Source organism: Erwinia rhapontici, assembly GCF_012271765.1.
In the GTDB taxonomy this organism is placed as follows: Bacteria; Pseudomonadota; Gammaproteobacteria; order Enterobacterales; family Enterobacteriaceae; genus Erwinia; species Erwinia rhapontici.
Map to the genome: position 1 here is coordinate 164,163 of NZ_VRKO01000003.1, position 15,352 is coordinate 179,514.

Below are 15,352 nucleotides of genomic sequence, written 5' to 3' on the forward strand. Positions count from 1 at the left end.
TGACCCACAAAACCATCAACCGTTGTTGATAGTAATTCCTATTATCATCTATTTAACTGCTGAAATTCTATCCTCACCGCGTAAGAATTTCGTAATAAGTAAAAGATTTCATCTCATTTCTTCACGATTTCCATCCACCTCCCAGTGCTTTATACAGTGTAATCTGCTGGTTTAGCTGCCCGAGACGGGTGGTAATCAATGATTGCTGCACCGCATACAGCGAGCGTTGTGCCACCAGTACATTCAGATAATTGTCCACGCCTTCCCGGTAGCGCACGTTGGCAAAATCGAAGTTACGCTGGTTCGCGATTTCATCTAACTGACGTGCTTTCAACTCATCCTGGTAGGTTTCCTGCCCGGCCATGGCATCCCCCACCTCTTTAAATGCCGTCTGAATCGTCTTCTCATAATCCGCAATTTGAATGCGTTTTTGCAGTTTGGCGATATCCAGATTGGCCGAGTTCACCCCGCCATCGAAGATGGGCAAATTGATACTGGGCCCAAATGACCAGGCGGCCGTGCCACCCGACAGCAGATGGCTAAAGGCCGCAGAGGTGGAACCTCCCGCCGCCGTCAGTGAAATGCTGGGGAAGAACGCAGCACGTGCCGCACCGATGTTGGCATTCGCCGCCTTTAACGTGTGTTCAGCGGCGATAATATCCGGGCGATGCGTCAGCAGGTCGGAAGGCAACCCGGCCGGCGTGGCCGGGAAGTTCCATGCTTTCTGCAAACGGGCGCCGGCCAGCAGACTGGCGGGCAGATCGCTGCCCACCAGTAGCCTCAGTGCATTAACATCCTGGCGTACCTGGCGGCTGTAGGTCGCAATATCCGCCTGCGCCGCACGTACCGCCGTTTCGGCCTGTACCAGATCCTGTTCGCTGGCCACGCCGCCGTCATAGCTGCGTTTCGTCAGATCCCAGGAGTCCTGCTGGCTTTTTGCCGTATCCTGCGCCAGTTTCAGCAGATCGTTATCGGAACACAGCGAAAGATAGCCAGAAGCCACTTCAGCAATCAGGGTGATCTGCGTTGCCCTTTGCGTGGCCGCGCTGGCCAGCCACGCTTCCAGTGCCTGATCGCGCAGGCTTTGCAAACGACCAAAGAAGTCCAGTTCCCAGGCGGTGACACCCAGGCTGGTATTCAGTTGGTGATACGTCACCGGTCCGCTGCTCTGCGTGCTATAGAGATTCCCCGGGAGATGCGTGGCGCTATCGCTGGCATTGAAATCAAGCGATGGCATCAGGGCGGCGCGATCAACTTGCACCTGCGAACGCGCCACCTCCACATTCAGCGCCGCCACCCGCAGGTCACGGTTGTTGGACAGCGCACTGGCGATCAGCCTGTGCATAACCGGGTCGGTAAAGAAGTTCTGCCAGCGGATGTCCGCGCCATCACCACGCACCGCCCCCCCCTGACTCTCGTAATGCGCCGCAACGGGTAAAGCCGGGCGATGATAGTCTGGGGCCATAGTACACCCCGTGAGGATCATCGTCAGAGGCAAGATCCCCTGGGAGAAAGACTTACGCATCATGTTCTTCAACCTCAGTTTTCGGTTTTTTCTTCGCGGTAAAACGCTGGGCAACCACAACGTAAAACATCGGCACGAAGAAGATGGCCAGGAAGGTCGCAGTGATCATCCCGCCGACGACGGCAGTCCCTATCGAGTGCTGGCTTCCCGCACCGGCACCGTGAGACATCGTCAACGGCAGCACGCCGAGCACAAAGGCCATTGAGGTCATAATGATTGGCCGGATACGCAGTTTCGCCGCTTCAATTGCGGCTTCCACCAGTCCTTTTCCCTGATTTTCATGCAGATCTTTGGCAAACTCGACAATCAGAATGGCATTTTTGGCAGCCAGTCCGACAGTCGTCAGCAGCCCCACCTGGAAGAAGACGTCATTTTCCAGGCCACGCATCAACACCGCAAGAATGGTGCCTAACACGCCCATTGGTACCACCATCAGCACCGAGAATGGGATCGACCAGCTCTCATACAGTGCGGCAAGGCAGAGGAAGACCATCAGAATGGAAATGGTATACAGCGCCGGAGTCTGTGAACCGGACATCTGTTCCTCGTAGGACAACCCATGCCAGCCAACACGGAACCCTTTGGGCAGTTTGGCGGCAATCTCGTTGACAGCTTTTACCGCATCACCCGAGCTATACCCAGGCGCAGGCGAGCCCATAATCTCCACCGACGAGGCACCGTTAAAGCGCTCATAGCGCGGTGAACCGTATTCCCATTTGCCACTCCCGAAGGCGGAATAAGGGACCATGTCGCCACTGGCATTACGGAAGTACCATTTGTCGAGGTCTTCCGGTGTCACACGCGACCCCGCGTTACCCTGTACGTAGACCTTCTTAACGCGGGCGTTATAGATAAACTGGTTCACGTAGCTCGAGCCCCAGGCCGTGGAGAGCGTATCGTTAACATCTTCCAGGCTGAGGCCCAGCGCCCGCGCACGTTCATCATCAATAATCAGATGATATTGCGGCTCATCTTCCATCCCGTTCGGACGGGTAGCGAACAGGCGCTTATCTTTCGCTGCCATCGACAGGAATTGATTACGCGCGGCCATCAGTGCGGCATGCCCCTGGTTATTGACGTCCTGCAGGAAGAAGTCGAAGCCGGTCGCATTCCCCAGCTCCATAACGGCTGGCGGTACCAGAGCAAACACCTTGGCATCTTTTAGTGTGGCGAAGTGCGCCATCGTGCGGGCGGCCAGTTTCTGCACCGACTGCTCGCTGTTGCGCTGGTCCCAGGGTTTCAACAGCACGAAGGACATGCCGACATTTTCCCCACGCCCGGCAAAACTGAAGCCATTCGGCGAGAAGACCGATTTAACCTCAGGTTCGTTCTTCAGCAACCAGCCACCAATGTCATTCAGCACCTCCTGGGTGCGTCCACTGGAGGCATTGGCGGGCAGCGTCACCTGCACCATCATTACCCCCTGGTCCTCATCCGGCAGGAATGAGGTGGGTACGCGGGTAAACAGATAACCTGTTGCGGCGATAATGGCCACGTAGATCACCAGGAACAGCTTTCGTTTGGAAATAACGCGACTCACGCCGCGGGTGTAATAAAGCGTCCCGGTGTCGAATTTACGGTTAAACCAGCCCGCCATCCCGGTGGTTTTATGCTCGGCAGAGGTCGCTTTCAGCAGCGTGGCGCAGAGTGCAGGGGTGAAAATCATCGCCATCAGCACCGAGAGCACCATCGCAGAGACAATAGTGATTGAGAACTGGCGATAGATAACCCCGGTGGAACCACTGAAGAAGGCCATCGGCAGCAGCACCGCTGACAGCACCAGCGCAATCCCCAGTAGTGCTCCTTGAATCTGCTGCATGGACTTAATCGTGGCGGCCTTCGGATCCAGCCCTTCGTCGTGCATCACACGTTCGACGTTTTCCACCACCACGATAGCGTCATCCACCAACAGCCCGATGGCCAGCACCATTCCAAACATCGTGAGAATATTGATGGTGTAACCGCAGGCCGCAAGAATACCGAATGTGCCCAGCAGCACCACCGGAACCACCATCGTGGTAATCAGCGTGGCACGCAGGTTTTGCAGGAACAAAAGCATGACCATGAAGACCAGCACAATCGCTTCGATCAGCGTTTTCACCACTTCCTCAATCGAGGCACTGACAACGGGTGCTGTATCGTACGGGAAATTGACTTTCACCCCTTCCGGCAGGAAAGGTTTAATGCCGTCAACGGTATGTCGCACGCTGTTGATCGCATCCAGCACGTTACCGCCACTGGCAAGGCGCAGTGCAATACCGACCGACGGTTCACCGTTAAAGGTGGAGGAAATGCTGTAATCCTGTGGGCCAAGATCGATACCGCCCACGTCACGCAGGCGCACCTGTGAACCATCAGCATTGACCTTTAACAGAATATTTTTGAACTGCTCCACTGACTGCAGACGGGTTTTCCCGACGATAGTCGCACTGAATCTTGCGCCCGACACCGTCGGTAATCCGGCGAGTTTACCGCTGGAAACCTGCACGTTCTGCTGGCTGATCGCCGTAGTGATATCGCTGGGAACCAGCTGGTATTTATACAGTTTTGCCGGGTCGAGCCAGATACGCATTCCGTACTCGGCCCCCATCACCATAAAATCCCCCACGCCGTTGCTGCGCGCAATCGGGTCCTGTAATTTCGACACCATCAGGTCAGCGAGATCGCCATTACTCAGCTTGGGATTACTCGACGTCAGCCCGACCACCAGCATAAAGTTGGCCTGGTACTTACGGATGTTGATCCCCTGATTCACCACTTCGGTCGGTAATTGTGATTCAGCCAGCGACACTTTGTTCTGCACCTGCACCTGGGCAATATCCGGGTCTGTGCCCTGATTAAAGGTGACGATGATTGACGCACTGCCGTCACTGTTACTTTGTGATTCGATATAACGCAGGTTATCCAGCCCGTTCAACTGCTGTTCAATGACCTGCACCACGGTATTTTGCGTCGTTTCTGCGCTCGCACCCGGATAGGCTACCTGCACCGAAATCGCCGGGGGGGCAATATTCGGGTACTGGTTGATGGGCAGACTCAAAATCGACAGTCCCCCCACCAACATCACCACAATAGCGATCACCCAGGCAAAGATGGGACGTTCAATAAAAAATTTAGACATCAGGGTTTCCTTGCTACTGCGCCGATGCGTCGGTGGTAGTCAGATTGACTTTCGAGGCGTTCGATGACCCACTCGTGCTGGCAGTGGTGGTCACTCGCGTTCCGGCCTGCACAGTTTGCAGCCCATTCACGACCACCCGGTCGCCCGATTTCAGTCCGGAATTCACCAACCATTTGTGACCGATCATCTGACCGGTGGTTATCGACTGCTCCTTGATGCGGTTGTCCGCGTCCACCAGGTAGACATAAGGCCGACCTTTGGTGTCATGCATGATCGATTCCTGCGGCACCAGAATGCCCTGTTCGGCGATCCCCTGCGGGAAACTGGCGTGGACAAACATGCCCGGCAGCAGTTCACGTTTCGGATTGGGGAAGATGGCACGCAACGTAACGCTGCCGGTGCTTTCATCCACCGTCACTTCCGAGAACTCCAGCCGCCCCTCTTGCGGATAGAGAGAACCATCTTCCAGCGTCAGTTTTACCGCCGCAGCATGATCTCCCACTTTTTTTAACAGCCCTTCGGCCAGTGCGCGACGCTGCGCGATGAGATCCAGTGACGAGGTACTGACATCGACATAAATGGGGTCGAGCTGCTGGATAAGACTCATATAACTGCTTTGCCCGTTGGTCACCAGCGCCCCTTCGGTCGACAGTGAACGCCCGATATGACCGGAGATGGGCGCCCGTACCTGGGTGTAATTGAGGTTAACGCGCGCCGTTTCGACATCGGCTTTCGCTTCACGCGCAGTGGCTACCGCGTCGTCGTAGGTCTGTTGACTGATGGCATGAGCAGCGGCCAGCGGTTTGTAGCGCGCTGCCACTTTGTCCGCGTTGATCAAGGTCGCCAGTGCTTTGTCGTAGGAGGCTTGATAACTGGCGGGGTCTATCTGATAAAGCGATTGTCCCGCTTTCACTTCGCTCCCCTCCGTGAACAGGCGTTTAAGGACAATACCGCTGACCTGGGGGCGCACTTCTGCCGTACGGATGGCCGTGGTTCGGCCCGGTAACTGTTTAAACAACGTGACCGGCTCACTGTGTAAGGTGCTGATACCGACCTGAACGGACGTGTCTTGAGGCGGGGTCGTGGTCTGGTCGCAGGCGGCCAGCAAAAAAAGCAAACTCGCGGGAAGAATCCTTAAGCGCATGGTGAAGTCTCAATTAGATAGCTTTAAATTAATAACGAGAGTGATTACTCTCATAAAAGAAGGGCATTATAGAGGGTGCAAAAATCTGGCTGTGTTAAGTTTCCGCTAAGTTCTTTATCGAAACGCGACGAGTAAGCTTCTCGTGCCGCATCGGTTGGCGGATGCTGATAGCTGTTGCCTCCTGCAATTAATGCCCTGGTTAACCCAGTGGCTCAACGCCCCTCCTTCTGAGTTCACGCCGGGCCAGATCCTTCAGCCAGCAGGCGAGCGTCACATTGTCATTGTCGGTGATCATTCTCAACTGATCGTGCAGCTGAGGGTGGATGCGTAGCTGAAAGGCGGCTGAACGACCGCCAGTTTTTGGCGTCCTGTCTTTAAGTTTCGGCATATTATCGGTTCCTGAAGGTCAAAAACGCCCCCCGCAGCGCTACCAACACCTCAGGGGGCTGACACGACACAATGGAATGCGTTACTGCACCGTGGTGTCCCACCTTAGCCCTTTGGCCTGTGCTTATTTTGTCGATTCGTGTACGCACCACAGAAAAGTTGTCAGTAAAAGAAACTAACAGGATAAAATGGTGAAATAGAGATTGAAGGGGTAAAAAAAAACCCACGCAAAGGCGTGGGCTGGCGGTGTGACTCTGAGGGATCAGCCCGGATGGTAAATCGCATCCGGGGCGATATTCATATGCTTCAGTACCGGGCCAATAATGTTGCCGAATACCGGGGCGGCGACCGATCCACCGAAGTGATCGCCTGCCGTCGGATGGTTGATCATAATCACCAACGCCACCTGCGGGTTACTGGCGGGAGCCACTCCGGCGGTGTAGTTGATATAGCCGCCATCATATTTGCCGCTGTCGCCCATCTTTTCTGCCGTACCGGTTTTTATGGCCAGACGATAACCCGGCACAGCAGCACGCACCCCGCTGCCGCCCGGTAAGGCATCACTTTCCATCATATGCACGACGGCACGTACCGTGTCTTCATCCGCCACGCGGCGGCCCGCCACAGGCGGGCTGACCTTCGTGATGGACAGTGGCCGATAAACACCAAAAGACCCCAGAGTGGCGTATTCTCGCGCAATCTGCAGTGGTGTCACGCGCAGGCCGTAGCCAAAGGAGAAGGTCGCACGCTCGATATCGGCCCAGCGCTCACGGTGCAGCGGGAAGTAGCCCACGCTTTCCCCGGTCAAACCTAATCCGGTGGGCTTACCGAGACCAAACGCATGGTAGGTATTTACCAACACCTCTGCCGGCATCGCGAGGGCAATGTGCGACACGCCAATATCACTGGATTTTTGCAGAATACCGGTCATGGTCAGACGCGGCCAGTGGCCAACGTCGCGGATCAAGTGGCCATTGACGCGATAAGGCGTGGTATCCAGTACCGAATCCGGGCGCACCAGTTTACGTGCCAGCCCTTCCATCACCACCAGCGGTTTCACCGTTGATCCGGGTTCAAAACTGTCATTGATGGCCGTGTTGCGCATCTGCGCAGGGGAGACATCGACAAAGTTGTTGGGATTAAAGGACGGATAGGACGCCATTCCGAGGATCTCCCCGGTATCGATTTTCACCAACACCGCCGCACCCGAGTCCGCCTTATTCAGGAGTACCCCATCGCGCAGTTTGCTGTAGAGGGTGTACTGATCAAATTTATCAATGCTGAGCTGCACGGTGGGGGGCTGCTGTGGCGGCTCATAGTTAATCATCGCAACGATATTGCCACTGGCATCCTGACGGTATTTTTCCACGCCGGGTGTGCCCTGTAATAGCTTATCAAAGCCCTTTTCCAGCCCGGTCAGCCCGGCATTATCCGCCCCGACAATACCGAGCAGGGGTGCCGTTGCCTCACTCATCGGGTAGTAACGACTGTCGTCGTAAACCGTGGTGATCCCGGCCAGATGCAACTTGACGATATCTTTGGCAATCCCTAATTCAATTTTACGCCCGAGGTAAAGAAAGCGGCGTTTCGGATTGGCATTAATCTGCGCGGCAAGTTGCTCAGGGCGTTGCTCCAGCGCATTGGCAAGATATTCCCACTTGGGACTGGTAAAATCAGGGTGCCCTTCCAGCACACGTTGCGGGTCGGCAATCACATCGCGTGACGGCACGCTTAACGCCAGCGCTTCGCCGTTACGATCCAGCAGCGTTCCCCGGTTAGTCGGCAGGGTGACGGTACGTAATGAGCGTTCATCGGCCTGTTTTTCCAGCATCGGATGGTTGATCAGCTGTAAATCGGCCACGCTCGCCAGCAGAAAGACCAGGCAAGCCAGAACCCCCAGACAGACCACCCGGAATCGCACAGGGTTGAACGTGGGTGCAGGCTGAGATTTCGCCGAGTTTCGTTTAAACGGGGGCATGTAGGTTCCGGTGCAGGCTGGGAGATAACTTGCTGGCAGTTATACAAAAAATGCTGTGGAGATGACAGGGAAACTGTGTTTCAGATCGTGAGTGACACAGCCGGAGAACAGCCTGAAGCGCATTCAAAAAAGAAGAAATAAATCAGATGGTTAACATAAAAAACCCAAATAAATGGCAAAAAAAACCTGCGCATCTGCGCAGGTTGGTGAAACAAAGCGTTAAAAACTTTTTGATGTTCACCCATCAATACCTCTGGGACTTGAACTGTAGCAACCCTGCGCGTTAAGCCGCTACTCAGGAATCGCAACAGTTACCCGCAAAATGTAACCAGCTATGTGATTTATAGGGTTTTATGCAATCTCTCTCGTAAATCGGCACACCTTGCTAATAGTGAAATGCTCAGGCAGTGACATCCGCTTTTCTGATCTCCACCAGGCAGCTCATAGCATTCGGCCCCTGGGTCAGGGACGAGGTGCCAATATCCAACGTCAGCACGTTCGGATTCCCGGCTTGGTCGTAAGGTTTCCAGGCTTTACCGAAGCCCGGATTAAACCATGCCCCGGTGGCAATCAGTACCACCTGCGGGCTCACGCCGTCGCTGATGCGCACACCCGCCTGCATGATGCCACGATCGTTACTGACCTCAATCACATCGCCATCGCTAATACCCCGCGCTGCGGCATCCTGTGGATGCATCAGCAAGGTTTCACGTCCGGCCGTTTTATTCGCCTGTACCGATGGCGTGGCGTCCATCTGGCTGTGCAGACGATCATGCGGCTGAATGGAGATCATATGCAGCGGGAAACGCTGGCCAATCGGCGCACCCAGCCACTCCTGCGGCGGCTGCCACTCCGGGTGTGGGCCAAAGTCTGGCAGCTGATACCCGGCAATGGTTTCTGAGAACAGCTCGATCTTACCGCTGGCGGTTTTAATCGGGTGAGCAACCGGATCGCGGCGGAAATCGTCCATAAATACCCAGTCCTTCTCAGAAGGCGGGATCTCCACATGCCCCTGCTGCCAGAAGGTGTCGAACTCCGGGAAATCAATGCCTTTGCCATGATGCGCCACCGCGCACTGCTGGTAGAGATGCTCTATCCACTGGCGCTCGTTACGGTTTTCCGTAAAGGTATTGCGATAGCCCAGACGCTCGGCGATATCGGCAAAGATATCAAAGTCGTTGCGTGCCTGATGCTGCGGGTTAATCGCCTGGTGCATTGCCAGCACAAAGCGGTCTTTTGACGATCCACCAATATCATTGCGCTCCAGCGAGGTTGTCACCGGCAGGACGATATCGGCCATCTGTGCTGCGGGCGTCCAGACAATATCCTGCACAATCACTGTGTCCGGGCGCTGCCAGCCTTCCACCAGACGATTAAGCTGCTGATGATGATGGAACGGATTTCCGCCTGCCCAGTGAACCAGATGAATATCAGGATAGGTGTGCGTTTCCCCCTGGAAGGTATATTCCGTGCCGGGGTTCAGTAACATATCGCTGATACGCGCCACCGGGATCGCCAGATCGGCAATCGGATTGAATCCGGCAGACATCAGCGGCGATGGCCCTTCCGTTCGCGGGTTGCCTACGCTGTTCATCGAACCGTGGCCAAACGAGAATCCGGCGCCGGGCAGCCCCGGCTGACCCAGCATGGACGAGAGCGCAATCATCATCCAGTAAGGCTGTTCGCCACGATGCGCGCGCTGCACGGAATAAGAGCAGGTAATAAAGCTGCGTTTACCGCACAGCTGTTTTGCCAGCAGAGCAATACGCGCCGCCGGAATGCCGGTGATCTCGCTGGCCCACTGCGGTGTTTTCGCCTGGCCGTCACCCTCACCCAGCAGGTAAGCACGCAGCTGCGGGTACCCCACGCAGTGGGATTGCAGGAAGGCGTTATCGACGGCACCCAGGCGTTCAATTTCATAGCCCAGGGCCAGCATCAGGGCCACGTCCGTATTCGGGCGGATAGGGATCCACTCGGCGTTAACAAACGCCGGGCAGTCATCGCGCATTGGGCTGATATTCACCACCGGGGTGCCTTTCGCCGCCAGTTGAAGCAATGCTGGCTTCAGGCTGTGCTCCCCTGCGCCCCCCGAAGCCACCTGGCTGTTTTTCAGCGCCAGCCCGCCAAAAGCGATAAAAATCTCACAGTGTGAAACCACGCTCGGCCAGTCGGTCACGCGCCCGGTGAGCGGCATGTAGGTGCCAATCACATACGGCAGGAAGAACTGTGCCGCGCCCCAGCTGTAGTTGCCCTGCTGGTCGATGCCGCCACCGCCCAGATTATAGAAACGTCGGACCAGAGTACGCGCATGGTTAACGCGTCCGGCAGAAGACCAGCCGTAAGAACCGTTGAAGATGGCGCTGGCACCGTAACGATCGCGCACGCGGCGATTCTCTTCAGCCACCAGGTCCAGCGCGGTGTCCCAGTCCACTTCAACAAAATCTTCACGTCCGCGCAGGGTGCGGTCACTCTTTTCACGGGATGCCAGCCACGACCGACGTACCATCGGTTTACGGATACGTTTATCGGAGTAGACCAGTTCGGGGATGCTGTTGAGCATCGGTGACGGATCCTGATCGGCGAAAAAAGGCTCACAGCGGAGCAGTTTCCCGTCTTCAACTACGGCGCTAAAGGCACCCCAGTGGGCAAGATGTGGCACTTTTTTAATCGTCATGACAGGATCGACTCAGCAGGTATTTTTCTGGAAACTCAGAATATCATTTTTCATCCTGCAGCGGCACAGGCCGTTTATCGATCGGCTTTGCGATGGCTGCGACATTCTGCGGGGCGATGCAGGCTTGCAGTCACTGGCGCTTTCCGCAACACTAATGGCAATGTAAACGCTTACCCAGGAAGACATTTAACGAATGGCTACGATAAAGGATGTTGCCAGGCTCGCGGGCGTTTCGGTGGCGACCGTGTCGCGTGTGATTAATCACTCCCCTAAAGCCAGTGAAAGTTCGCGCCTGGCCGTAACCAGCGCGATGGAGTCCTTACAGTACCACCCGAACGCCAATGCACGGGCGCTGGCTCAACAGTCGACGGAAACCATCGGTCTGGTGGTCGGGGATGTTTCCGACCCGTTTTTCGGTGCCATGGTCAAAGCTGTCGATTCTGTCGCCTGGGAAACCGGTAATTTTTTGCTGATTGGTAACGGTTACCATAATGAGCAGAAAGAACGTCAGGCGATTGAGCAACTGATGCGTCACCGCTGCGCGGCGCTGGTGGTCCATGCCAAGCAGGTTCCTGATGCCGAGCTGGTGCCGTTGATGAAGCAGATCCCAGGGATGGTGCTGTTGAACCGCGTGTTACCGGGTTTTGAAACCCGCTGTATTGCACTGGATGACCGTTACGGCTCCTGGCTGGCAACGCGCTATCTGATCCAGCAGGGACACACTAACATTGCCTATATTTGCTCAACGCATTCCATTTCTGACGCTACCGACCGCCTGCAAGGCTATTACGATGCGTTGAAAGAGCACAACTTACCCTGTAATGACCGTCTGGTGGCCTTCGGCGAACCGGATGAAGTGGGCGGTGAACAGGCGATGACAGAACTGCTCGGCCAGGGAAAAACCTTCAGTGCCGTAGCCTGTTATAACGATTCGATGGCGGCGGGTGCGCTGGCCGTGCTGAGCGACAATGGCGTGCGGGTGCCGGAAGAGATGTCGCTGATTGGTTTTGATGACGTGCTGGTTTCACGCTATGTGCGGCCGCGTCTGACCACGGTGCGCTATCCGATTGTGACGATGGCACAGCAGGCGGCGGAACTGGCACTGGCGCTGGCGCACAATCAGCCACTGCCGGAGATTACGAATCTTTTCAGCCCGACGCTGGTGCGGCGTCATTCGGTCGGAGCACCGCAGTAAACAGGGACGAGGCATGCCTCGCCCCTACGGGTACGTCCACAGATGACGTAGGGGTTGGGCATGCCCGACTCGGTGTACATCCACAGATGACGTAGGGGTTGGGCATGCCCGACCCGGTGTACATCCACCGATGATGTAGGAGTTGGGCATGCCCGACCCGGTGTACATCCACCGATGACGTAGGGGTTGGGCATGCCCGACCCGGTGTACATACACCGATGATGTAGGGGTTGGGCATGCCCGACCCGGTGTACATACACCGATGATGTAGGGGTTGGGCATGCCCGACCCGGTTTTATTTCAGCGCCTTATGATACAACCGCACCGCCGTCGCCGGATAATCCAACGCATCGCCCATATACTGCCAGCCAAAACGCTCGTAATAATCCGCACAGGCTGAATAGAGATACAGATTCGCATCACCGCGTTGATGACAACAGTCGATCACCGTCTGCTGGAGCTGTTCGCTTAAACCCTGCCCCCGGTAACTTTCATCGACGTACAGCGCCGCCAGCCAGGGAAACAGATCCTGGCGACTGATCAGATCGCAGCGCCATAATCCCACGGTACCCACCGGACGATCGCCGTCCAGCGCCACAAAGGTCAGCGGCAGATCGGCACCGTGCAAACTGCTGTCGATCACACTGGCAAAAAAGTCGCGGCTGTTATCGCTGCCAAATGCACGCCACTGCCAGTCGATAATCGTCTCGCGGTGTTCCGGCACGGTAGTTAACGGCACAATGCGCAGCAAACTCACACCAGCTTCCCCTGGAAAATCGGCACGGACTCAAACAGATAGCCGTCAAAGTCGGGTGCATCAGCATCTGACAACTCCAGCAGACTGTGTTTCACATTTTCCAGGTGCTGCCACATCGCCTGCCACGATCCCATCACATCACGACGACGCAGCGCGGCGAGGATGGTCTGATGATCGCCCAGCCATTTCAGCCGGTAGCTGCGGGTTTCAATATGGGCGCGCAGCTGCTGCCACAGCGGGCTGCTCTCATGATGACGCCAGATGCTGTTGACGGTATCCAGCAGCATCTGATTCTGAGTGGCCCCGGCCAGCAACAGATGGAACAGCTTGTCATTGTCCTGACTTTTATCGTCGAGGGCGATGGCGCGCTGCTCCTGCTCCAGGGTGCGTTTTAGGTTTTCAATATCGGCTTTAGTCGCCATTTTCGCTGCAAATGCGGCGATATTACTCTCCAGCAGCTGGCGCGCCTGCAACATCTCAAACGGCCCGACGTCGCTGCGGAAAAATGCTTCCTCTTCGTCACTGCTTTCCGACGGGATGCGCATCACATAAACGCCGGAGCTTTGGCGAATATCCACCGTTCCTTCCAGCTCCAGCATCAATAGCGCTTCACGCACAATGGTGCGGCTGACGCCCCAGGTTTCCGCAATATTGCGTTCAGGCGGCAGACGAGAGCCAACAGGGTAGTGGCCATCGATGATTTGCTGCCGCAGATCGTGCCCGATTTCCTGATACTGCTTTTTTTCCTGCGCAGGCGCACCTTTGTCCACAGAGCTTCACCTTTTAAATCATTATGACCATCAATGACGCCTAGCTTACCAAAGCCAGCGCCTGATCGAGTACTTTTGCGCCGTTAAGGGTGCCATAAGCCACCGAATCAATCACCGCAATCGGGATATTGTGGCTGTCGGTAAGTTTGCGGTTCTCTTCAAGCTTAAAGCGCACCTGCGGCCCCAGCAGCACCACCGCCACTTCGCCGGGGTAGTTTTCCAGCTCGTCACGCAGATTCTGTTCCGGGATCGCATAGATTTGGTATGCCAGTCCACGGGCAGCGGCTTCTTTTTCCATTCGCGTCACCACCATTGAGGTGGACATGCCTGCTGCGCAGGCCAGTACGATACGTTGCATGGGTAACTCCTTATTTGGCTTCATCATCCAGGGTGACAGAGAGCTGGCGCTGTTCGCTGACCTGTTGATACCAGTGAGCGGATTTTTTCATCCGGCGTTGGCGCTGGCAATCCAGGTCGATTTCAATCAGTCCGTAGCGGTTCTTGAAGGCATTCATCGGGGAAACATTGTCGGTGAAGGCCCACAGCATATAGCCCAGGCAGTTCATTCCAGCGGCGTTTGCCCGCACGGCCTGGTAAAGGTGTTCGGTGATAAAGGCGATGCGGTAGTCATCCTGTATCTCGCCGTCAGCATTTTTGAAGCGCGCTTCGTTCTCAATCCCCATGCCGTTTTCAGCGATAAACCACGGGAAATTGTCGTAGTCATTCTTCATACGCAAGGCCATATCCCAGACGATGGCGGGCTGAATCTCCCAACCACGCGAGGTGTTCATACGCCGCCCCGGCAGTTCGAAATGCTCGTAGTAAAAGGCCGGATGGAATGGGGTTTCCGGGTGCCAGGCACGCGATGGCGCTTTCACGCGGTGCGGGTAATAGAGGTTGATGCCGACTTCATCCACGCGGTTGGCGGAGATAATCGCCAGCTCCTGCGCGTTGTAATCCCATTTCACCTGATGTTTTTCCAGCAACTGAACCAGCTCCGCCGGGTATTCGCCTTTGATGGCCGGGTCAAGGAAAACGCGGTTGTAGAACAAGTCGTACATTTCCGCCGCTTTCACATCATGCGCCGCACTGGAACGCGGGTACGTCACTTCCGGGTTCAGGATGGTGCCAACCGTGCCCTGATAACCTTTCTCCCGGAACAGCTGCACCACTTTCGCCGTGGCGAGATTTTTATGGTGGTTCCACTGCATCCATTTGTCAGTGTTCTGCTCGTATGGCCAGCGCAGCGCATCCAGATAGACCCGCGTCTGCACCACAATCGGCTCGTTAAAGGTAAACCAGCGCGTCACCTTGTGGGCGTAACGTGCAAACACCTGCTCTGCGTAACGGACAAACAGCTCCACCACATGCTTTGAACCCCAGCCGCCGTGCTGCTCCAGCAGGGCAGCTGGCAGCTCGTAGTGTTCCAGGCACAGCATCGGCTGAATGCCGTTTGCCAGCAGCTCATCGATCAGGTTGTCGTAATACGCGGCGTACTCTTCATCAACGACGGCATTTTCATAATCAGTCAGAAAGCGCGACCAGTTAATCGAGGTGCGGTAGTGCGTCAGCCCCGAGGCTTTCATCAAGGCGACATCTTCTTTATAGCGATTGATAAAGTCGGTGGCGATCGCCGGGCCGTAACCGTTGTGCCAGACATGACGATCGTTCTGATACCAGGCATCGAGGTAAGAGTCCTGCCCCGCTTTCTTGCCACTCCAGCCTTCGGTTTGCCACGCGGAAGCCGCGGCCCCGAGAATAAAATCGGCCGGGATAGTGACGTTGATTGTGCTCATCATAG

11 protein-coding genes are annotated in these 15,352 nt (G+C 55.8%); 1 reads left to right on the top strand and 10 read right to left on the bottom strand.

The window, feature by feature from the left end; translation table 11 throughout:
• Positions 1 to 121 precede the first annotated feature (121 nt).
• The 6 genes from FVB43_RS01755 to FVB43_RS01780 form a co-directional block, all read right to left on the bottom strand.
• Entirely contained in the window at positions 122 to 1,528 is a 1,407-nt protein-coding gene (locus FVB43_RS01755) for an efflux transporter outer membrane subunit (RefSeq protein WP_277950361.1), read from the bottom strand.
• Positions 1,518 to 4,646 (bottom strand): efflux RND transporter permease subunit, encoded by a 3,129-nt coding sequence (locus FVB43_RS01760; RefSeq protein ID WP_167863297.1) that lies wholly within the window; start codon positions 4,644 to 4,646, stop codon positions 1,518 to 1,520. The genes FVB43_RS01755 and FVB43_RS01760 overlap by 11 nt, the downstream gene beginning before the upstream one ends.
• 13 nt (positions 4,647 to 4,659) lie before the next feature.
• Positions 4,660 to 5,790, bottom strand: coding sequence for an efflux RND transporter periplasmic adaptor subunit (locus FVB43_RS01765; RefSeq protein WP_159337906.1), 1,131 nt, complete (start codon positions 5,788 to 5,790; stop codon positions 4,660 to 4,662).
• 199 nt (positions 5,791 to 5,989) lie between these two features.
• The gene (locus FVB43_RS01770) at positions 5,990 to 6,178 is read right to left on the bottom strand and encodes a toxin-antitoxin system HicB family antitoxin (protein ID WP_133846096.1); all 189 of its coding nucleotides are present in this window, start codon (positions 6,176 to 6,178) and stop codon (positions 5,990 to 5,992) included.
• 261 nt (positions 6,179 to 6,439) lie between these two features.
• Positions 6,440 to 8,155: a penicillin-binding transpeptidase domain-containing protein gene (locus FVB43_RS01775; RefSeq protein WP_133846097.1), complete on the bottom strand. Its 1,716-nt coding sequence runs from the start codon at positions 8,153 to 8,155 to the stop codon at positions 6,440 to 6,442.
• Between the two features lie 400 nt (positions 8,156 to 8,555).
• Positions 8,556 to 10,829 (bottom strand): molybdopterin guanine dinucleotide-containing S/N-oxide reductase, encoded by a 2,274-nt coding sequence (locus FVB43_RS01780; protein ID WP_159337904.1) that lies wholly within the window; start codon positions 10,827 to 10,829, stop codon positions 8,556 to 8,558.
• 193 nt (positions 10,830 to 11,022) lie between these two features.
• Here FVB43_RS01780 and galR point away from each other — a divergent pair, with 193 nt between their 5' ends.
• Positions 11,023 to 12,024, top strand: coding sequence for an HTH-type transcriptional regulator GalR (gene galR, locus FVB43_RS01785; protein ID WP_133846100.1), 1,002 nt, complete (start codon positions 11,023 to 11,025; stop codon positions 12,022 to 12,024).
• A 295-nt stretch (positions 12,025 to 12,319) separates the two neighbouring features.
• Here galR and FVB43_RS01790 read toward each other — a convergent pair whose 3' ends face one another.
• From FVB43_RS01790 to FVB43_RS01805, 4 genes are read right to left on the bottom strand one after another with little or no spacing between them, the layout of a single operon-like run.
• Positions 12,320 to 12,775 (bottom strand): GNAT family N-acetyltransferase, encoded by a 456-nt coding sequence (locus FVB43_RS01790; RefSeq protein WP_133846137.1) that lies wholly within the window; start codon positions 12,773 to 12,775, stop codon positions 12,320 to 12,322.
• A gap of 2 nt (positions 12,776 to 12,777) precedes the next feature.
• Positions 12,778 to 13,551 (bottom strand): FCD domain-containing protein, encoded by a 774-nt coding sequence (locus tag FVB43_RS01795; RefSeq protein ID WP_133846101.1) that lies wholly within the window; start codon positions 13,549 to 13,551, stop codon positions 12,778 to 12,780.
• Positions 13,552 to 13,591: 40 nt separating this feature from the next.
• Positions 13,592 to 13,909: a PTS sugar transporter subunit IIB gene (locus FVB43_RS01800; RefSeq protein WP_133846102.1), complete on the bottom strand. Its 318-nt coding sequence runs from the start codon at positions 13,907 to 13,909 to the stop codon at positions 13,592 to 13,594.
• 10 nt (positions 13,910 to 13,919) lie between these two features.
• Positions 13,920 to 15,347, bottom strand: a complete 1,428-nt coding sequence (locus FVB43_RS01805) for a glycoside hydrolase family 1 protein (RefSeq protein ID WP_133846138.1) — start codon at positions 15,345 to 15,347, stop codon at positions 13,920 to 13,922.
• Positions 15,348 to 15,352: the final 5 nt, after the last annotated feature.